The organism is Chelativorans sp. AA-79 (assembly GCF_029457495.1).
Taxonomy (GTDB): domain Bacteria; phylum Pseudomonadota; class Alphaproteobacteria; order Rhizobiales; family Rhizobiaceae; genus Chelativorans.
The window spans coordinates 4,310,796-4,329,915 of sequence record NZ_CP120361.1 but is presented as its reverse complement, the minus strand read 5'-3'; the positions used below and the strand labels follow the sequence as shown (position 1 = coordinate 4,329,915).

At 60.7% G+C, this 19,120-nt stretch carries 21 protein-coding genes; 8 read left to right on the top strand and 13 right to left on the bottom strand.

Annotated features, from left to right (window positions below):
- Nucleotides 1-238: 238 nt before the first annotated feature.
- Nucleotides 239-898, bottom strand: coding sequence for an alternative oxidase (locus PVE73_RS21205; protein WP_277364144.1), 660 nt, complete (start codon nt 896-898; stop codon nt 239-241).
- Nucleotides 899-1,162: 264 nt separating this feature from the next.
- On the opposite strand from PVE73_RS21205, the gene PVE73_RS21200 reads away from it, so the two are divergent.
- A complete protein-coding gene (locus PVE73_RS21200) occupies nt 1,163-1,972 on the top strand; it encodes a Crp/Fnr family transcriptional regulator (RefSeq protein WP_277364143.1) in 810 nt (269 codons plus the stop codon).
- Here the strand turns inward: PVE73_RS21200 and PVE73_RS21195 are convergent.
- Nucleotides 1,883-2,719, bottom strand: coding sequence for an SUMF1/EgtB/PvdO family nonheme iron enzyme (locus tag PVE73_RS21195; protein ID WP_277364142.1), 837 nt, complete (start codon nt 2,717-2,719; stop codon nt 1,883-1,885). The two genes, PVE73_RS21200 and PVE73_RS21195, sit on opposite strands and share 90 nt — an antisense overlap.
- A gap of 215 nt (nt 2,720-2,934) precedes the next feature.
- Nucleotides 2,935-3,315 carry a YbaN family protein gene (locus PVE73_RS21190; RefSeq protein WP_277364141.1) on the bottom strand — a complete coding sequence of 127 codons (381 nt, stop codon included), beginning with the start codon at nt 3,313-3,315 and terminating at the stop codon, nt 2,935-2,937.
- Nucleotides 3,316-3,645: 330 nt separating this feature from the next.
- On the opposite strand from PVE73_RS21190, the gene PVE73_RS21185 reads away from it, so the two are divergent.
- From PVE73_RS21185 to PVE73_RS21165, 5 genes are all read left to right on the top strand, one after another.
- Nucleotides 3,646-4,014: a hypothetical protein gene (locus PVE73_RS21185; RefSeq protein ID WP_277364140.1), complete on the top strand. Its 369-nt coding sequence runs from the start codon at nt 3,646-3,648 to the stop codon at nt 4,012-4,014.
- An 85-nt stretch (nt 4,015-4,099) separates the two neighbouring features.
- A complete protein-coding gene (locus PVE73_RS21180) occupies nt 4,100-6,271 on the top strand; it encodes a TonB-dependent receptor (protein WP_277364139.1) in 2,172 nt (723 codons plus the stop codon).
- A 6-nt stretch (nt 6,272-6,277) separates the two neighbouring features.
- Entirely contained in the window at nt 6,278-7,657 is a 1,380-nt protein-coding gene (hutW, locus tag PVE73_RS21175; protein WP_277364138.1) for a heme anaerobic degradation radical SAM methyltransferase ChuW/HutW, read from the top strand.
- Complete coding sequence (hutX, locus tag PVE73_RS21170) at nt 7,654-8,178, top strand: heme utilization cystosolic carrier protein HutX (protein WP_277364137.1); 525 nt, start codon at nt 7,654-7,656, stop codon at nt 8,176-8,178. The genes hutW and hutX overlap by 4 nt, the downstream gene beginning before the upstream one ends.
- Before the next feature lie 4 nt (nt 8,179-8,182).
- Nucleotides 8,183-8,857 carry an NAD(P)H-binding protein gene (locus PVE73_RS21165; RefSeq protein WP_277364136.1) on the top strand — a complete coding sequence of 225 codons (675 nt, stop codon included), beginning with the start codon at nt 8,183-8,185 and terminating at the stop codon, nt 8,855-8,857.
- 83 nt (nt 8,858-8,940) lie between these two features.
- Here PVE73_RS21165 and PVE73_RS21160 read toward each other — a convergent pair whose 3' ends face one another.
- Nucleotides 8,941-9,267, bottom strand: a complete 327-nt coding sequence (locus PVE73_RS21160; protein WP_277364135.1) for a hypothetical protein — start codon at nt 9,265-9,267, stop codon at nt 8,941-8,943.
- Between the two features lie 42 nt (nt 9,268-9,309).
- A complete protein-coding gene (locus tag PVE73_RS21155; protein ID WP_277364134.1) occupies nt 9,310-9,840 on the bottom strand; it encodes an SH3 domain-containing protein in 531 nt (176 codons plus the stop codon).
- 192 nt (nt 9,841-10,032) lie between these two features.
- Here PVE73_RS21155 and PVE73_RS21150 point away from each other — a divergent pair, with 192 nt between their 5' ends.
- A complete protein-coding gene (locus tag PVE73_RS21150) occupies nt 10,033-10,458 on the top strand; it encodes a hypothetical protein (RefSeq protein WP_277364133.1) in 426 nt (141 codons plus the stop codon).
- A gap of 53 nt (nt 10,459-10,511) precedes the next feature.
- Here the strand turns inward: PVE73_RS21150 and PVE73_RS21145 are convergent, their stop codons facing one another.
- Nucleotides 10,512-10,934 carry a MarR family transcriptional regulator gene (locus PVE73_RS21145; protein WP_277364132.1) on the bottom strand — a complete coding sequence of 141 codons (423 nt, stop codon included), beginning with the start codon at nt 10,932-10,934 and terminating at the stop codon, nt 10,512-10,514.
- Nucleotides 10,935-11,054: 120 nt separating this feature from the next.
- Between PVE73_RS21145 and pgsA the strand changes: the two genes are divergently transcribed.
- On the top strand, nt 11,055-11,642 hold the full coding sequence (gene pgsA / locus PVE73_RS21140; RefSeq protein WP_277364131.1) for a CDP-diacylglycerol--glycerol-3-phosphate 3-phosphatidyltransferase: 588 nt from the start codon (nt 11,055-11,057) through the stop codon (nt 11,640-11,642).
- Nucleotides 11,643-11,721: 79 nt separating this feature from the next.
- On the opposite strand, the gene PVE73_RS21135 is transcribed toward pgsA, so the two are convergent.
- The 7 genes from PVE73_RS21135 to PVE73_RS21105 all read right to left on the bottom strand — a co-directional run bounded on the left by PVE73_RS21135 (nt 11,722) and on the right by PVE73_RS21105 (nt 19,110).
- Nucleotides 11,722-13,059, bottom strand: a complete 1,338-nt coding sequence (locus PVE73_RS21135) for a D-alanyl-D-alanine carboxypeptidase family protein (protein ID WP_346772382.1) — start codon at nt 13,057-13,059, stop codon at nt 11,722-11,724.
- 152 nt (nt 13,060-13,211) lie between these two features.
- Entirely contained in the window at nt 13,212-13,589 is a 378-nt protein-coding gene (locus PVE73_RS21130; RefSeq protein WP_277364130.1) for a hypothetical protein, read from the bottom strand.
- Between the two features lie 751 nt (nt 13,590-14,340).
- Nucleotides 14,341-15,198, bottom strand: a complete 858-nt coding sequence (locus tag PVE73_RS21125) for a hypothetical protein (RefSeq protein WP_277364129.1) — start codon at nt 15,196-15,198, stop codon at nt 14,341-14,343.
- Between the two features lie 855 nt (nt 15,199-16,053).
- Nucleotides 16,054-17,325: an NnrS family protein gene (locus tag PVE73_RS21120; protein WP_277364128.1), complete on the bottom strand. Its 1,272-nt coding sequence runs from the start codon at nt 17,323-17,325 to the stop codon at nt 16,054-16,056.
- Nucleotides 17,322-18,065 carry an ATP-binding cassette domain-containing protein gene (locus PVE73_RS21115; RefSeq protein ID WP_277364127.1) on the bottom strand — a complete coding sequence of 248 codons (744 nt, stop codon included), beginning with the start codon at nt 18,063-18,065 and terminating at the stop codon, nt 17,322-17,324. Before PVE73_RS21115 ends, PVE73_RS21120 begins: the two co-directional genes overlap by 4 nt.
- A complete protein-coding gene (locus PVE73_RS21110) occupies nt 18,062-18,859 on the bottom strand; it encodes an ABC transporter permease (protein ID WP_277364126.1) in 798 nt (265 codons plus the stop codon). Before PVE73_RS21110 ends, PVE73_RS21115 begins: the two co-directional genes overlap by 4 nt.
- On the bottom strand, nt 18,856-19,110 hold the full coding sequence (locus tag PVE73_RS21105; RefSeq protein ID WP_277364125.1) for a hypothetical protein: 255 nt from the start codon (nt 19,108-19,110) through the stop codon (nt 18,856-18,858). The genes PVE73_RS21110 and PVE73_RS21105 overlap by 4 nt, the downstream gene beginning before the upstream one ends.
- Nucleotides 19,111-19,120: the final 10 nt, after the last annotated feature.

Genomic DNA, 19,120 nt, shown 5'->3' with positions numbered 1-19,120 from the left:
GTGTCGTCGTCTGGGCCTAAGGCCCGATCTAACCTTGCCTGAGCGAACTCGGCGTCACGAGCTTCTTCTAGGCCAACCTTTGGTCTCATCGTCACGTCCCTGAATTCTCGCATATCTAAACAGGCCTCAGCACACCAGCGCCCCGGTCTCCTTGCCGAATTGCTCATAGCGGACTGCCCGGGGCCTCACTTTGCTCTGCCGCAAGGTCGGTGAGATTTGGGAATCTGGCTGAGGTCGATCACATTCCGGTACGTGATCGATCCGGAACGGGATTGCCTGCCGCAAGCGCGTCGGCGAAGGCGTGGTTGATATCGCGATGGATCGCCTCGTCCTCGCGCATGGCCACGATCACGTCGCTAAGCCGCGCCTGCGGATCGAGGTTCCAGTAGGCAATGGCAGAGGCAGGGGCGGCAACATCCTCCTGCTCGCCTCGTTCGAGGCGCTCAAGGCAGTGGGAGTAGCCGCGTACCGCAGCTTCCGAGAGATAGCCGGCCAGCCGGTGAGCCGTTCGTGGGGAAAGTAGATAGAGCAGGAAGAACGCGTTGTAGAAGGCACCCTGGGCAAGGACGATAAGCAAACGCTCCACGCTGCTTGGCCGCCGGATTGCGACAAATGCCATGAGGTGGGCGCGCTGGTTCTCGGCTTCGTCCATGAACACGCGGACCCAGCCCCGGTCATCGGTCATACGGCGCAGGCACCTGAGATGCAGCAACGTTGCCGCCACCATGCCCGGCACGGCCGAAATCGTTTCAAGTACCGCTGCGCGGTCACCATAGCGGCGCCCGAACAGCAAGTTTGCTGTTGATCCCATCGCCCATGAAATGCCGGTCGCCACCTGGTCCCTGAAGGTGACCGGTTCGCGATGACGGTTGAGATCGTATTTGTTGACGTCCAACATCGTGTATTTTCACCGGCAGGACGGTTGCTTGCTTCGTTGCCGATCGTGTCGTGCATGCCGACGGGATCGACTGCTCAGTTGGTCCGGGCGCGCGGCCTTGTCGGAAGCACGGCACGCTTCGCAGCCCCGGCCCGCACCATCAAGACCTTATCCAACCTTTCAGCAGCGTCTTTGTCCCCGGACAAAGAGCGCGCCCGGCGCTGGTGGTCATGTGCATCCCGGACCCTGCTTGTCGCAGCGCAGGGACCTCGGGCGGGGTTATAGATGGAGTGTCTTTCAGCTCTCGATATCCTCAATCAGGCGGAACTCTTTCACGATGTCCCGTACGAGGTCCTTAAGGATATCCAGGCCCTCGGCTTCCCTGTGCACGCCACTCAACATGCACCGATCTTTCATCAAGGCGATGAAGCGACAACCTTATACATAGTGCTTGGCGGGCACCTGCGGACCACGCAAACGACACCCTGCGGCCACCAGTTGATCCTGCGTTATCTCGGACCGGGCGGGCTTGCCGGCCATGCGGTGCTGAGCGGCGACCAGTATCATCCGGCGACCGTCGTGGCGGTCAAGGAAAGCCATCTCATCGGTTGGTCTCGGAACGCCATCCGGCAGATCATGGCCTGCCACTCCGTAGTTGCCATGAACGCGCTGAATATCCTGGGCCAGCGCTATCATGAAATGCAGCAGCGCCTCACGGAGCTCTCCACCGAAGATGCCGAGCACCGCATCGCCCGAACCGTTTTGCGTCTGATCCGGCAGGCCGGCAGACGCACAGCGAGGGGAATCGAACTTGCCTTCCCGCTCTCCCGGCAGGATCTCGCCGAGATGACGGGCACGACGCTCCACACGGTGAGCCGCACGTTCAGCGCTTGGGAGGGACGCGGCCTCGTTGCGAGCGGAAGACGCAAGGTCATTGTGCGGGAACCCCATCAGCTCGCCCTTATAGCCAGCGAGGGAACTCAGCGTCTCCGAGACGTTCATGATCTACTCGACCCTCGGCCACTCATGCCAGGGCCGAAAGCCAGGACGGCCGGTTCCTGCCCGGATGCGAGCGAGCAGACGCGAAAGAAGTGATCCCTTTTCGTCTGGGCCCTCCCGCACAAGCCTGAAACCGAGATTGGCCGGCGGCGTGCCGACGGAGCACCCGCCCGATCTCGCGTCGCGGATGAAATCGGAGATATAGCTGCGGTGTTCGCCGGCCACGACATGCACACCGCAATTGACGGTCGGGGCGCCTTCGGGCGTACCTCTCTCATCGAGAGCCTGACGAATGAAGCAGGTGTCCGTCCATTCCCAGACATTGCCGGCTATGTCGAGAAGGCCGTTCTCGTTCGCACCAAAGGAACCGAAGGGGCGCGGCGCCTTCTCTCCCAGGCTCTTGCGACGCGCTTCCTCATCGTATTCTGCAAGCCAGCGCTCGGCAAAACCGCCGGTCGCGTCGGCGACAAGGACATCGTCCTTGAGTCGAGAGCCGGCGGCGAACGACCATTCCTCATCGGTGGGCAGGCGCCAGTGCCATCCTGTTTTCTCAGACAGCCATCTGGCATAGGCGGTAGCGTCCAGCCAGCTTACGCCCACGGCCGGAAGGTCGGGCCGCCCGGACCCGGCATCCCGAGGTTGGCAGGCTTCGTCCGCGACGCAACGGTCGAAATCCGCCGCGCTCACCTGTGTCTTCATGATCGTGAGGGGATAGTCGATCCGCATTCTGACAAGCGGTGCATTGACAGATCGACCGTCGCTGGTGAAGTCGCCGGCAACCCGATAGGCGAAAGTGCCGGGCTCGACACGCACGACGCCAGGTGGTTCGACGGCGATGAGCATTGTCGTCTCCAATCGCTAGTTCTTAGCTTGACGACCAACGAATGCATCACTGCAGACATCGTATTTTGCGCCGCAGCAAATAACGGTGCCCGCATATCGCTTTTTCGATGCGCTGCGACAGAGTGTCTCGATTGTACGGCGAGAGGTGCTCATGGTGGCGCGCCTGAGAAAGGGCGTCGAACAATGGGCGCGAAACAGTGGCGGACGACCGAGTGCTAGTCGTCGTTTTGTCCACGGGATCCGCTCGGGCGCGTCAGTACGAATGCAGCGGCTCCACTCAGAACGACCGCCTGGATGGCAAGCACCGTGGCCGATACGCCGAGCAGCCAGGACAATGTGAAGGTTGCGATCATTACCGTGATCGCTGCACGTTTGATGCGGTTATCGATGCTGCCATGCCGCTGCCAGTTGGAGATGAGGGGGCCGAGATACGGATGGCCAAGCAGCCATGCGTGAAGGCGCGGCGAGGAGCGGGCGAAGGCGTAGGCAGCAACGAGCAGGAAGGGCGTGGTGGGCAGGAGCGGTAACACGGCCCCCGCAACGCCGCATGCGGTCGCCGCAACACCCACAAGTATCCAGACGAGTCGAAGGGTCATCCGCTTGCCGCTCGCTGGACGCGAATGTCTGAGAATACACGGGACGGCAGTCGATCGCCCGCGATGCATATGGGCCCGGTGCCCCATCCGCTGGCATCTTGAATCCGTTCCCTCATTCCTAATCTTCTGCCTTCATTGAACATTGTCATGTTGAGCGGCTTCCACGCCATTTTCGCTTCGTCTTTGCGCTAGAACAAAGATGACTATTTCAGTCCAGTATTTGTTAGCGCCGCAGATGCAAGCAATTCGCAACACATATCCGTGGCGGGGGAATCGCAATGCGCAATCAAGAAGCCTTTTCGCGGCCTCCTGCAGCGAAGAGGTGATGGAATGAAGCTCGGTTTCCTGATGATCATCCTGATGGCGCTGGAAGACGGCGGGCTGTCGGCTGCCTTCGTCAATACGCATACGCTCGACGAGTGCGAGGATCGCTCCAAGATTGTCGAGGCAATCTTGGAGGACCAGAACATTACCATCAAAGAGCTTGTCTGCCGGGCATCCGAGGCGCGATTCGAGCCCTTTGCTCACGACGCCCAGGAAGACCCGAAACGTTACAACTATTTCATTTCCTTCGATGACCGGGATGCTTGGGTGGAACCGGACGTCTCCGGCGGCGAAGCGTGCGAGGCACGTGCCGCTTCGGGCCTGGCTCGATACTGCGCAACATCGCCGCAAAACATGATCCCGCAAGGCCAATAGCACGAAAGGAAAGGACAGAACATTCGCATCGACGCATTGCGCCGGTCTTCTCCGCGCGATGTGGAAGTCTGGAAAAGGAACGGTCATGATAAACGCAAACACCGTCAGCCAGAAGGAGCACAGCCCTTCAAGCCAGACTGTAAAGAAAACCATCACCATCGGCCTGCTGCTGTCATCCGCGACCTGCGCAACCGGCATCGCACATGCGCAGGACGGTGCGACCTTGCTCGAACGAATCACGGTCGTTGGGACACGAACGGAAGTCTCGGTGCAGGACAATCCGGCTTCCGTGACGGTTGTCGATGAGGAGCAGCTTGAGCGCGAGGCGCCCGAAAGCATCGCAGAAATGCTGCGGGACGTTCCCGGCGTTGAAGTAGTCGATGCCTCGGCTGCGGGCATGAAGCGTATCCGCATCCGCGGCGAATCCTCGGCCCGCGTCACGATTCTCGTCGACGGACAGGAAATCACCGACCACAGCACCTACGGCACGCCGATCCTGATCGATCCGGCCAATGTGGAGCGCATCGACGTGGTGCGCGGTCCGGCTTCGGTGCTCTATGGCGCGCGGGCGATCGGCGGTGTCGTCAACATCATCACCAAGGGCGGGGCGGACAAGCCGGTCCAGGTGGAGCTTGGCGGAACCTACTATTCCGGCTCGAAAGGCTGGCAGGGCTGGGCTGCGGTGTCCGGCACCGTCGGCGACTTCGACTACAGGCTCTCGGGCGGGCTGGATGACCACGGGGACCGCAAAGTCCCCGAGGGGCAGTACACCTCTACCGGCTATCTCGACGGGACATCCTTCAGCAACGACAATCTGTACCTGCATCTGGGTTACGCCTTCGGCGAGGACCGCAACCACTATGTTGCGCTGAAGGCAGAGCAGCATCGGCTCGAGGCGGAAAGCTGGACCGACCCCTCCTATCTCGAATACCCGATAACCGACTTCAGGGTGGATCTGCCGCAACGCGATCGCCGCAAGATTGGCCTTTACTACGACGGGAAGGACCTCGGCCCTGTGCTGCGCAACGTCCATCTCGACGTGTACTATCAGACGGTCGACCGGCTGTTCGAAAACCAGGTGGTCATGGCACCGCTGCCCGGCAGGACCGTGGATGTCACCTCGACATCCGACGACCGGATCACCAACTGGGGCGGCACCGCGCAGCTCGATCTGGAATTCCACCCCGACCACTATACGATTGTCGGCCTCAACTACCTGGCCGACAATCTGGTGACGGACAAGACATCAACCACCGTCACCACCGGGTTCGGCCCCTTCCCGATCATCACATCCTCGTTGAGCGCGGATGACGCCTCGATCCATACGTTGTCCGCATTCGCCCAGAACGAGTGGTCCTTCGCCGAGGACTTCAAGCTGACGACCGGCCTTCGCTATTACCACATCGAGACCGATCTGAACGACACCACCGACCCCGCGCGGGCGGACTATGAAGGGAGGAGCGACGACCGCGCCGTCGTCGCGGCGGGGCTCACCTACACGGGCCTGCCGGACACAACACTGCGTGCGCTCTACTCCGAAGGCTATGTCACACCGACGCTGCTCCAGCTTTTCACGAACACGACGGCGGGCCGCGGAGTGCTGACCTACGGCAATCCCGACTTGGAGCCGGAGACTTCGCGCAACTTCGAGGCCGGCGCGCGCTATGATGCGTATGGCATCGTTCTCGACGCGGCCGCCTTCTATACGGAGGCCAAGAACTACGTCACGACGGTTCCCTGCACGGCAGGGGCCGGATGCCCGGGCGGCGCGACGGCCGCCGACTACCTTTACAAGAACGCCGATGCGGCAACGACATATGGTGTCGAGCTTCTGGCTGAATACGCCGCGCCGAATACATCGCTGACGCCCTATGTCAGCGGTGCCTGGATGCGGCGGGAGCTACAGTTCCCCACCTACTCGACCTACAACAGCAACACGCCCGAGCTTTCTGGCCGAGCGGGCGTAAAATACGAAGGTGAGGTGCAAGGCATCAACATTTGGGCCGACCTGTTCGTCCGGGCGGCAACCGGTACCAAGCTAACCTCTTTGAACGCGGACACCTCCCGACTCGAGACCGAAAGGCTCCCGGGCTGGGGAACGCTCAATTTCGCTTTCGGTGGGTCGTTCGGCGAAGATGACAGGGTCCAGTTCGCCGTCCATCTCAACAATCTGACGAACAAGGAGTATCGCTCCTCCTTCGACGAGCTGCCCGGTACCGGCCGCAGCATCGAGGCGACGCTCAAGATGATGTTCTGAGCGGCCATGAAACCTGTTGTGGATATTTCCCGTCATTTCGCCAAGACCGGGGGCGATCCTCTTCGGGACGCGTTCTTCCGGCGGACGCCGGTCATGCCGTGGCGAGACAAGCGCCCGCTGCCGGCCGAGGACCTGCCGGCGGTGTGGAAAGGGCTGCTGGCAGAAAGCGCGGGTGCGCGGCGAAAGCGGCTTGCTTATGTTCATGTGCCGTTCTGCGCCAATCATTGCCTGTTTTGCGGCTTCTACCGCAATGCCTATCGTCCCGAGGCGGCGGCGGACTATGTGGCGCTCATTATCGAGGAGATCGAACGCGAGGCTTGCGAGCCCGCAATTCGTTGCCGGCCGGTCCACGCCGTCTATCTCGGCGGCGGCACGCCGAGCGCGCTTTCGGCCGATGAGTTGTCGCGCATCCTGGGCACGATCCGCCGCTGCCTGCCGCTGGCGGCCGATTGCGAAATCACCGTCGAGGGGCGCATCATCCACTTCGACGCGGAAAAGATCGATGCTTGTCTGGAGGCGGGCGCAAACCGGTTCTCCATCGGTGTGCAGACCTTCGACACCGAGGTGCGTCGCCGCCAGGGCAGACGGGCAAGCCGCGAGGAAGTCATCCGCTTCCTCGACGATATCAGGCAGAAGGACAGTGCCACACTGGTCTTCGACCTCATCTATGGGCTGCCGGGCCAAACCCATGAAGTCTGGCGCGAGGATCTGCGCATGGCGGCCGCGCTGGAGCCGGATGGCGTGGATCTTTATGGTCTCAGCATATTTCCCGGCACACCGCTTCACGCGGCCATCGCCAGCAACAAATTCGGCCATACCGTGGCGCTCCCCGAGTTGGGGCCGATGTACCGGATAGGCGTCGAGTTTCTCGCCGCCCAGGGCTGGCGCCAGATCAGCAACAGCCACTGGGCGCGCACGACGCGCGAGCGCAATCTTTACAACCTGCTCATCAAGGAAGGGGCGGATTGTCTCGCCTACGGATCGGGCGCGGGCGGGTCGCTCGACCGCTACAGCTACAATCTCTCCGGCAGCCTGGAACACTACACGAGCTCTCTGGGCGAGGGGCGTAAGCCGATAGAGGCCATGCGCATCGCAGACGATCTGCAGCCCACGCGCGATTTCGTCACCGCCGGGTTCGAAGTGGGTCGTCTCGACCTTTCGCAGCTGGAGACACCATTGGTGTCCAACGCGCCGACGCTGCTTAAGCCGCTCGCCGAGCAGTGGCAAGCAGCCGGCCTTCTCACCTTCGACGGCACCGCGGCATTGCTCACCACGGCTGGGCGCTTCTGGTACGCCAATCTGGTGACCGCCTTCAACGACGTTCTGGCCAAGGCGGCCGGACTCTCCATTCCCACCGACCATCAAGCACGAGGTACGCAAACATGACCGAGAGCACAGCAAACAACGATCTGATTACCCTGCAGGCACGGCTTGCCGAAAACCAGGACGGCATTCTGGAGTTACTTGCCGAAGAGCACGGTGTCTCGCTCCAGGCGGCAGTCGAAAGCCTGCCGGAAGAGATGTGGAAGCGTGTTTCCGGCGAACACTTCGTCGAGGCCCTGACGGATATCGCTTCCTGGGGGGACGTTACCATCATCGTGCATACGAAGGACGTCATCATGGAGGCCCACGGACCGCTGCCGGAAGGACGCGTCGGGCACGGTTTCTACAACCTTCGGGGCGGTGGCGCCGTGAGCGGGCATCTCAGAGCGGAAAACTGCAAGGCCATCATCTACCTGCGCCGGCCCTTCATGGGCAAGGAGACCGCCTCGGTGCAGTTCTTCAATGCCAAGGGTGAGGCGATGTTCAAGATCTTCGTCGGCCGCAACGAGGCGGGCGCGCTCAAGGCCGACCAGATCGATCGCTTCACACAACTGGAGAACCGCTTGAACGGCGCGGGGCGATGATACCATGCGCAGCGTCCTGATTTTCGGTGCAAGCAGCGGCGTCGGCTTCGAGTTGGCGCGCGTCCTGCGCGAGAAAAATGTGCAGGTGACAGCCATGTTGCGCTCAGAGGGGGGGCGTCACGCGCTCCAGGCGCTCGGGGCGCATGTGGTGCGCGGGGATGCGTTCGTGAAGGACGATATCCGCGCCGCCCTCGCAAGCGCGCCGCCGGGTGTCCGGGAGGTCGTCTCCACGCTCGGCGGAATGGCGGAGGACGGTCGGCGGGCGGACGATGCCGGCAACATCAACGTTATCGAGGTGGCCGCCGAGCATCGTGCTGGGCGCTTCGTGTTGGTCACCTCCATCGGCTGCGGCGAGATGGCGCCGTTCATGTCCGAGCGCGCCCGCGCTGCCTTCGGTGACGCGGTGGAAGCGAAGTCGCGCGCGGAAGAGCGCCTGAAGGCGAGCGGGCTTTCCTACACGATCGTCCGCCCGGGAGGATTACGCACCCAACTCGCCACCGGACAGGGAATCCTGTCCGCCGATCCGGAAATGCATGGCTTCATTGGCCGCGCGGACGTCGCGCTGCTCATCGAACGGGTGCTGCGTGATCCCAACACCAGCGGACGGGCTTTTGCGGCAGTCGAAGCCGATCGGGCGAGATGCGCCAACCCGATCTCACCATTTCCGCTCGTCGCCTGAGTCAAGCAAGTAGGACCGTTGCTTGTGTATGCCTGACTGTGAAATTCGATAGACACTGGAATGCCATGCTCGGGTCACGGAGGCTACAGCAATATCGCGGCGCCAAGCCATATGGTCGCGCCGGCCTTAGCTGCCAATGCGGCCGTAGCTTCCGCTCTCTCGGCGCTGCGCCAAACGGAGAAAAAGAGAAACAAGTTCCACGGGAGCGGCGCAAGGAACATCAGAAGCGCTGCGATGATCGGGATTTCCGAAGCCAGCAGCGCCATCGCAGCCAATGTTGCCGCCGCATTAATCATCGTTCCGACGAGCATCATATCACGCCAGAATACGGTCGCCAGAGCCGCTTCGCCACGCAGCCGAGATAGAAGAAAGGTTTTGAGGTTCGACAGGCGACCGGCGTCGGCGGGCATGCTGCTTCCTATGGCAGAATTTGTTACGTGAAATCTGTTTAACTACTCCAGCGCTTCGCCGGGATAGACCCCCCAGAGCTTTGCCTGTGACACATAACCATGCCAAGCATCGCCTTTGATCGAAATGCGGCACCAGCTACCGTCGCATCTCTCCAGGCTCCCCTTCACGCCGGGGCTTAATATGGCAGTCGTGGCTGCCTTGTCCGACGGTTCATGCTTCAGCGGCACGGGATCCGTCTGCCAGGGCGCGACAATAGCGGTTCTGCGTCCGGACAAAAGTGCATGGTACATCCAGCCCTGGGCACTCGACCAATCCCGCACTTTGCGCCAGTTGCCGTATTCGGCAATGATCTCCAGCGGTATGCCTGGCGTCACATAGACCCATTCAATCGAGTATTGCGTTCCAGGACCCGCGCGCAGGCGTGCCCTGCTTGATCCAAGCGATACGTAGCGGGGCAGTTCAAGCCCCGTCTCGCTCCCCAATCTGGCTGCCTGTGCGCGCCCTTCACGGATTTGTGATCCGGAAATCAGGATCGATACAAAGAGCACTGACAGCCACAGTCCTTTTATCACCCAGCCTCCGCTTGCTCAGCCATCCAGATTCTTAGCGTTCCGGCGGGATCAATAGCTGCGCGGGGTAACGGAAACGTTTCCTTAACGCGTCAACGCAGTTTCGAACGGTCGCCCTTCACATTCATATCGTAGCACGATACTCTCAAGCGATGACAGGCTGATAGGTTTCGTGAAAAAGTGAGAGGAAGCTCGATGACAAATGGAACATCCTTTTCGCAGCGCTGGCAGGAGTATCGCCCCTCGAAGGCTATTTGGGCATGGTCCTGCATCGCCTCTGTTGTTCTCACCATGATCGTCGGATTCACCTACGGTGGCTGGGTGACCGGGGGCACAGCGGAGTCGATGGCGGCGCAGGCGAAAGAAGATGCGCGGGAGAATCTGGTTGCCAATCTTTGCGTCGACGGGTTCGTCTCGTCGGTAAATGCCGAGGCCACCTTTGCCGATATCAAGGAGGCCAGTTCATGGGATCGGGATAATCTCATCGAAGAGGGTGGATGGGCCACAATCGATGGCCTCGAAGAGCAGGTGGCAGGTGCTGCTGATCTCTGCGCCGAGCGGATCGCCAATATGGAGGATTTGCCCGCCGACCGCGTGGTGGGCACGTCAGACAACACATAATCTGCCGTTTCGGCCTCTAAGATTGACGGCGAGAGGCCTGTGATGGGAGCTGGTTACGACGCTGGTCTGTTACCACGCTGCAGTACCCGTAGCAGCATCGGCTCTATGCGTGAGAGTTCATCAAGGTGCGCTGCAGACAAGGCCTCCAGATAGGCTTCAGCCTGGTCCGTCAGCTGTAGCAGGACGCGGCGCTGGTCCTTTGCGTCCTGCGCTTTGACGAGAAGGCCGTTGTCGCTGAGCCGGGTAGCCAACTCCACGGCGCTGTGATGCCGAATCCTGAGCCGTTCGGCCAGTTCGCCGACGGTGATCGGTTGTCCTCGCCCGTACCCCTTGATAGCCAGGAGGGCCTGGTGCTGTCTTGCGGTCAACCCGATCCGCAGGGCCTCGTTCTCGCTGAATTCGAGAAAGCAGCGGATGATGTACCGAAATTCGGCGAGCGCCGAATAATCGATTTGTTTCAGCTTGGTTTTCTGCATTTGGTTGCGATCAGTTATCACGAGAAGGAATGAAAGGCAGATGTTCCCGATTGTTCAGGCAGCATTTGATCGATCGTATCCGCTTCTGATTGGGGCACAACAATAGAACGAGAAGATTCCATGCCGAAGCGCGCATTCAATCTGCCCAACATTCTGACTTACGCGCGCATTCTGGCCGTACCGCTGATCGTGTTATGCTTCTTTCTCGAGGGAAGCCTGAGGTCCAGCGAGTTCGCGCGCTGGTCGGCCCTGTTCATATTTCTTGCAGCCAGCATCACAGACTATCTCGACGGTTACATTGCCCGCTCATGGCGGCAGACCTCCAATATCGGCAAGATGCTGGATCCGATCGCCGACAAGCTACTCATCGCAACCTGTCTGCTGCTTCTGGCGGCCGATACCGCCCGGACAATCGCCGGTTGGACCTTGTGGGCAGCAATCATCATCCTGTGCAGAGAAATCCTCGTATCCGGCCTGCGCGAGTATCTGGCTGCGCTGGAGGCAAGCGTACCGGTAACGCAGCTCGCCAAATGGAAAACGACGATACAGATGATCGCCGTCGCCTTCCTCCTCGTTGGACCGGCAGCTGACAAGATCGTGCCCTACACGACGGAGGCCGGGATCGTGCTCTTATGGGTTTCGGCGCTGGTGACCCTTTACACCGGCTACGACTATTTTCGCGCCGGGCTGAGGCACATAGAGGACTGAACGACAACGGCGACATGGGATCCCTGGCTCAAGTCGACCGGGATCGGAAATCGCATAGCTTATGGATGCGACCCGACGATCATGACTGTTGATTTGGATCGTGCGGCACCGCATAGCACGAGATGCTCTTCTCCTTGAGAGCTCGGCACGTATCCCATGCATCGGTTTTGGTCTCAAATCCGGCATAGCGGGCGCGATGATAGATTTGGCCTTCCATTGTGAATCGCTCGGTGAACGCCGAACTGTCGCCAAGAAGCGCCGGCGCCTTCTGGGCGGTCCGTTCGAGAATCTCACGGGCCTGCACCTTGGATGGCATCGACGCGATCTGAATCACCCATCCCTCGCTGTTCGTTGATCCTGTGGCTATGCGGTCAATGGCAGCCACCGCTTTGACGGGCGCCTTCGGGCGCGCGATCGCCGTTGCGACTGCATCGTTATTGGCGCCGGTGCCGTCGCCCGCGGCATAGGCAGTCACCGTCTCCACGGAGGGCCGACCAGATGGCACTGGCGCATCGACTTTCGGCAGCCTGACAGAAGCCACCAGTGCACCGGTTCCCGGGCGGTCGATCACAAACCGGTCCGGCCCCGTCGACGCCTTGGGCAGATAGCGTCCAATCAGATCGATCATATGTGCATTCCTGCTACGGCCAGAGCGCCCGCCCACAACGACGGCAACTATGCTTCGACCGCCCGTTTCCACCGAGCTGACCAGGTTGAAGCCGGAGGCTCGTATATAGCCGGTCTTGATGCCGTCGACGCCCTTCACTCGGCCCAACAATCGGTTGTGATTGCCATAGGTGCGGCCCTTGTAGGTAAAGGACCTCGTCCGAAAATAGTCGTAGTACTCCGGATGATGGTCACGCAGTGCCATACCGAGCCGGGCCATGTCGCGCGCGGTGGTCTTCTGGGCGCTGTTTGGCAGGCCGTGAGCGTTTTTGAAGGTGGTCGAGTTCATTCCAACGTCTCGTGCCCTTGCCGTCATCATCCGCGCAAAGCCGGCTTCCGATCCGCCCAGGAACTCGCCCAGGGCCGTCGCGGCATCATTGGCCGACTTCGTCACCAAACTCAGGATCGCTTGCTCCACAGTGATGGTCTGGCCCGGCTTGAGACCGAGTTTCGTCGGAACCTCAGCCGCAGCGTTGCGAGAAACAGGAATGCGGGTGGACTTCGAAATTCGGCCGCTCTTGAGCGCATCGAATGTGAGATAGAGCGTCATCATCTTGGTCAGGGATGCCGGGTAACGCAGTGCGTCGGCATGATCCGCGTAAAGGGTTCTGCCCGTCTTGGCGTCAACCACGACACCGGCATATTTTGCATTGGCAGTCGCCGCCGAAGGAGCCCCGACGACGAGGACCGACAACAGCATCAATTGCAAAATTGTTTTGAACGCAAAGTTGGAATGCCCGGCAATAGACACCGTCCGCCTCCCGCAACCGACCGAACCTGAAATTGCCGGGCGTGGGCCGGCAGTGGTGGCCGAACCCTATGGGAGCCGGTGTTACGAAAAAGTTTACTAAAACTGAATCAATCGAAGGATCGGCCATCGGGAAGATCGTGGCGGCAGGGCGTTCAACCTTGGACCGCCAATGGCTCGTCGGGTCGCTCCTCAGCAAGAAATTCTGATTTTACCCATTCAGCGTATTCACCCTGGACGATCCCATTGTCGGAGGAACACTCGTCCGGGCCGGATTCGACATAGGCCGATTTACCCTCGTAGCAGCCTGCGGATCTGTAGTGCGTGACGCGAGACCACCCGTCTTGCGTTTCCTGTACGAGCAGAGACTCACGAAAAAAGAAACGGCCGGTCACACCGCAATCTTCTGAGGGGCACGTGTAGCGTTTCAGGTCGTCGATCGCGACCCACATGCGCATATCTGCCCGGGCGACGGACGCAAGACCCGCGCACCCGGTGATAAGCAGGCATGCGAGCATTGTGGTCTTCTTCATGGTCTAACTCCGTTCCGCCCGAGCACCAGTGCCGGAAGATTATAGCCTGATTGCGCCTACGAAAGACATCAGCATCGCATCTGCCCAAGCCTTCATCCGTTGCAAACTATATCGTCAACCGATATAATTCTGAACCCTCGGTTTCAATGTCCCTTCTGGATATAGCGTGAGTCTGAAGGGGACAGCTTCGATTCCCCACAATGTGGGGCATGAGGGGGCAAGCGCTATCGGCGAAGATCGATAGCGCTTGCTTTTGAGCATCAATCGGGAGTGGCGTGGTGCTTTCCAGTTGGACCCCCGGTCCACGCTGTGGCGATGTGTTGAAATTCCGTTTCAAGGCGCGGCCCCGCATCGCCCTGTGCTCCCAACACGTCTTTATTGCGATCCTCCCGAAAACTGCCGAGCCGGAAATTGAATCGTGGGATTTCTCGACGATCCGCTGCGGTGGACAGCGCGCTGTATGAAGTTTGCCTCTTTGATCGCGAAGGGATTGGCTTGGTTCCTCGTAGCTTTCCTTTTCGTCGTAGTTGGCAGCGTGCTCATTTTCGAGGCTCTATCAACCATCACCTGACGATCAATTCAGCATGCTTGACCCGACGGGACGCACCCGTGGTTGAAACCTCCGTTTGCATTCTCGATCAGACGAGGAAGATGTGCCTTGAAGAGAAGGCGCCACACATCCCGACAGCTATGACTCATTCTTGGGCGCCTACCGAATGGATCGGTGGCGATATCCAAATCCTACGAATCTTCAGGTCGTTCCGTTCTCAACCACGCACCTGCTTTGGTGCTGCTCGTAGCCCCCGTTGCACTCCCAATCATTCCCCGAATAGTCGATATGGGCGTTTTCAGGAACCGTCAGCTTGACGCACTGTCCCCCATCTCGCCGGAACTCGCGCTCGCATTGCCACTCGTCACCGTCGGCGGACACATAGGCGTGATCCGGCACGTTGAGCGGTACACATCGCGCCTCTACTCGGTGGAATCCACGCAGGCAGTGCCAACCCGGTCGGTACCCCGAGTAGTCGGGATAGGCATTCTCCGGAACCATGATCTTTTCGCATGACCCGTCAACCTCCCGATACCCGGGAATGCACTCCCAGCCACTCCCGAACGGCTTGCTGACCAGATAGGCATTGTCAGGGACGACAACGCGTTCACAGCGGTCGTCTCGCTCGCTGAAGCTTACCTTGCACTTCCAATCATCGCCTCGTGCCGTCAGGTATCCATTCTCGGGCACATCGACTTTCACGCACGCGCCATCTTCGGTCCGGTAACCACGCTCACACGCCCAGCCTGCACCCCATGCATTGATATAGCCGTTGGCCGGCGGTGTGACTTTCTGGCATTTGCCGTCATCTTCACTGTATCCCCAACCGCACTCCCAATCCGTGCCCCACGTTGTCACATGTGCGTTTGCGGGCAGGTCGAGCGGAACACATTTGCCATTCTCTTCCTCATAAGCCCAATCGCATTCCCAACCACCGCCATATCTGTCGGAGTGTGAATTGGGTGGGCCGTCATTACTGGCTGCGAAACTGGGCGCTACTGATCCGGCGATGATTGATGAAACCAACAATAGTCTGAAGAATTGCTGCACGACACGCAATCTGCCTCCCCCTTCTTGCTAACCTGCTATGCCGACTCTGAGCACCTATGCATGTCAAAGTGGCAAGAAGGGGGGTGCATTCCCCAACGCGACAGATCGGGGGTCAGTATGCCGTCGCATGCTCCGGGAGGGTGTCGACAGTCATGAATGCGAAATGCGATGAGCCCGCCTGCCTATACTTGGAGCTGATCAGCATGCGGTGCAAGTTTGCGCAAAGGTTCCTTTGGACTGGCATTGCCAATGTCAGCAACGTGGCGTTTTTTCCCCTTCTGATCGAAGATGGCAACGTAACCTTTCCACCCGACTGCGACATTGCACTCGTCGAGTTTGTCTTGCCTCACTCCACTTTTCTTCTGCACGCTTCACTTGTCTTCTGAATTTCATACTGACGACCGCTCAGGGGGACGACCTACAGGGGAGCCTTGCATCGCGCGGGTACTCGGCTTTCAGCGAGCTAGATCGCGCTTATCGCGTCCAGTGCCATATTAGACGCAGCCACCATCGGGAAACTACGTGGAGGCAAAAACGGACATGCCTGGAGAGACCATGCGACTTTGGCGACATCCTGCGCTCTGGCTTGTCAAGCGGAGCTTGGACGGTCGCCACATGGCAGGTCATCACAATGAACATTTCATGAAAAGTCGGCTCTCGAGGCGGTGACATGGGCGCATCCCTTCTTGAAAACACTAGGCGCCCCAATCGGCCGCTTCTTTGTCCTGGCGCAAGGAGGTGTTGGTGTGGGCTAAGATTGCCGTTGAGAATTTCCGGGATGATGTCAGGTGGTGGCGCGGTCCGGACTTGGCTCAGGTTCCGGCATCATGTCGCATCCCCGCAATCGAATTCCATCTTGCTACCTCAACGACATCCGCCAAGCTTGGCGGATGTATCGTCATACCCTGGTTTGCTTCCGCAGGTTGCCACCTGATCCAGACCTGGCCGAACAAGAAATGGCAGGAAGCCGGCCAACCAGATCCCAAATGTTCCGGCCCACAAAAGTGTTGCAAGCGTGTAGTGCGGCCCGAAGAGACTTTTCAGAACACCCACTTCGGGCAGAACCCGGACAAGACAGGCGGCCACGATCAGAACGATCGCTGCATTGGCCTGCCAGGGCAGAACGAGCAGCCGGCCGGTATGGCGCAGCCCGGCGATAATGAAGACGGCTATGACGGCGGTCCCCAAAGCTCCGACTGAAAGAAGATGCAGACCCGCAGCCGGCGGAATCGCGACGCCCAGATCGGCGAGGCCAAGCGTGATCAGCCCCAGCGCGGCAAAGAGATTGGCAAGCGCCAGCGCCAGGACTTCGCCCTTGAGAACGCCGCGGCCGATGAACCACTCGCCAAGCCGATCCATGAACGCCGCGCCGGCCGCCAGCGCCAGAAAGGCTGGCGCCTGCGACCCCGGAAAGGCGAGGCTTGTCGCGCCAAAGAGCGCCGTCGCGGCTGCGGCTAGGTTCTGGCGTCCGGGATGCGGCCTGTAGGGTGTGGTCTCGCCCGATGGATCAAGCGCGAGATTGAGGACGACGACGTTGATGCGCGAAAGCGCCAATGCGAACAGCAGCACGAAGATGAGGAGCGCGGTTTGCAGGAGCCGCGCGGAAAGATCGAACTGGCCGGAGATCCAGGCCATCCGGATGGCGGCCTCGGTTGCGGCGAGCAGAACGATCCAGGTTACGAAGGAGGCATGGCGTGTCGAGCGTCGCTCGATCATCGGTGTGATCGCGAACCACATCAGCAGGCTCAGGAACGTGAAATCCGTTATCGCGGCGACGGCCATGAGCGCGTCCGCGCCCAAAAGGCCGACGAGCCGCCCAGGCAACCAGAATGCAAAAAGGGCAACGAGGCTTGCACCTTGTCGCGGTCGAGTGTCCGTCCATTCCGGTACAGCCGAGGTGAGGAAGCCGGCAAGTGCCGCGCCGTAGGTTCCGAAAATCATCTCATATGCATGCCACTGACCGGGCGGCACCGAGCGGGCAAGAGGCAGGTCGAACGCGAAGACGATGACCCAAAGGGTCGGCCAAGCCATCGCGTGGATCGCCGCCAGAGGGAAGAACAGCCGTAGGCCTTCTGACAGGAGAGGATGGACGGCACCGGCGTTGAAGGTCCCGTGGCCAACTGGCAGGACCGTCATGTGTGATGCCGCTCCTCGCCATGCACAAGTTCGCTGAATACCGGCTCGTGCGACCAGCCTTCCACGGTCTCGAACACGGAGCGGTTGTCGCGCCCGCCCGGCCTGCCCGGAATGGCGCGGATTTCGACGATCCCGCGTTGCCTTGTGGAGAGAATTGCCAGCCGATCGGCTATGCGCACGGCCTCGGCGATGTCGTGCGTCACGAACAGGCCTGAGAACCCGCACTCACGGGCCATTGCCACGACGAGGTCCTGCAAGACGCGCTTCAGGCCGACATCCACCGCCGTGAATGGCTCGTCGAAGTAGACGACCTCCGGTTCCACCGCCAACGCACGGGCCACCGCCACGCGCTGGCGCATGCCGCCGGACAGTTCGGAAGGATATTTGTCGAGATCGGCAGGCTCGAGCCCCACATCGTGAGCTTTGGCGCAGGCAGCCTCCCAACGGCGGCGCGCGGGAATACCGAGACCGGCAAGACCATAGGCGATGTTGTCCCGCGCATTGAACCAGGGCAGGAGCCGAGGCTCCTGAAACACCACGGCATGGCGTCGATAATGCCGCCGGACGCGGCCCTTCAGGGGTTCGATAAGGCCGGCGGCGATCTGCAAGAGCGTGGTCTTGCCACAGCCGGAAGGCCCCACAAGCGCGACAATCTCGCCAGGGGCAAGCACAAGCGATGTATCTTCGAGAACGGTCCGGCCGAGGAAGGCGTGGCCGACGCGGTCAAGCGCAAGCCTCATCGCTTCACGCCCGACGGCAGGCCGGCGCTGCGCCAGCGCTCAAGTCCCTCGCGCAGTGGATGAAGTACGAGATAGTCCGTGGCAAGCGCGAAGAGAACGACGAGTGCGGTCCAGGCCGTCACCTGCGCAATGTCGAACAGGGCTCGTGCCGTGGCGATTTCGCCGCCGATCCCGCCGGTATTGGAAAGAAGCTCGGCCATGACTGTGACTTTCCACGCGGTTCCAACCGTCGTCGTCCACGCAGGGAAGAGATAGGACAAGAGATGCGGCAGCGTGACCGTGCGGAAACGGCGGAACGGCCCGGCACCGAACACCCGTGCCATGGCGTCGAGCGACCGGTCACGTGTGGCAACGCCTTCCAGCGCGCCGGCGAAGGAGATGGGCAGCGCGGCGACGACGACGGTCGCAACCGCCGAGCCGCCGGTCGCCCCGAACCATATCAGCGTGAGCACGATCCACGATATCGGCGGGACGGAAAGCACAACGGCGACGACGGGCTTGAGGAGCCGCATAGCGGCAAACGAGAAGCCCGCGACGCTTCCCGCCAGCGTGCCCAGCCCCGCGGCCAGGCAGAAGCCAAGAGCTGCGCGCGCGGCGGTTTCTCCCGTGGCCGATGCGAAGCCGGGCGCACGTATAATGTCGCCAATCGCCGAAAGCGTCTCAAGTGGCGACGGCAGTACGAAGCTTCCGTAGACTTCATGGCCGGTCTGCCAGGCTGCGAACAGGCACAACAGACCGGTCGCGCCCGCCCAGCCTGACCAGATATAGCGTCCGAGCCAGGAGGCCCGCGTCATTTGTCGACCCTAGGTGCGCAGTCACAGCCGGCGCGGCGGTGGCGGCGCCAGGCGTAGAGCGTCAATCCCGCGAGGGCGATCGTTGCGAACAGCAGCGCGTGCTCCAATTCCCCGACCCAGGCGATAGCACCTGCAATACCGAGGATCGTGGCGATGTGCGTGGACAGACATGCGAGAAACGCGATGATCGTCGCCGCAAGGCTGCCACCGAAGAACCGGTCGCGGAGCAGAGATGGATGTTGCGTTGGCATGGCTATGGTC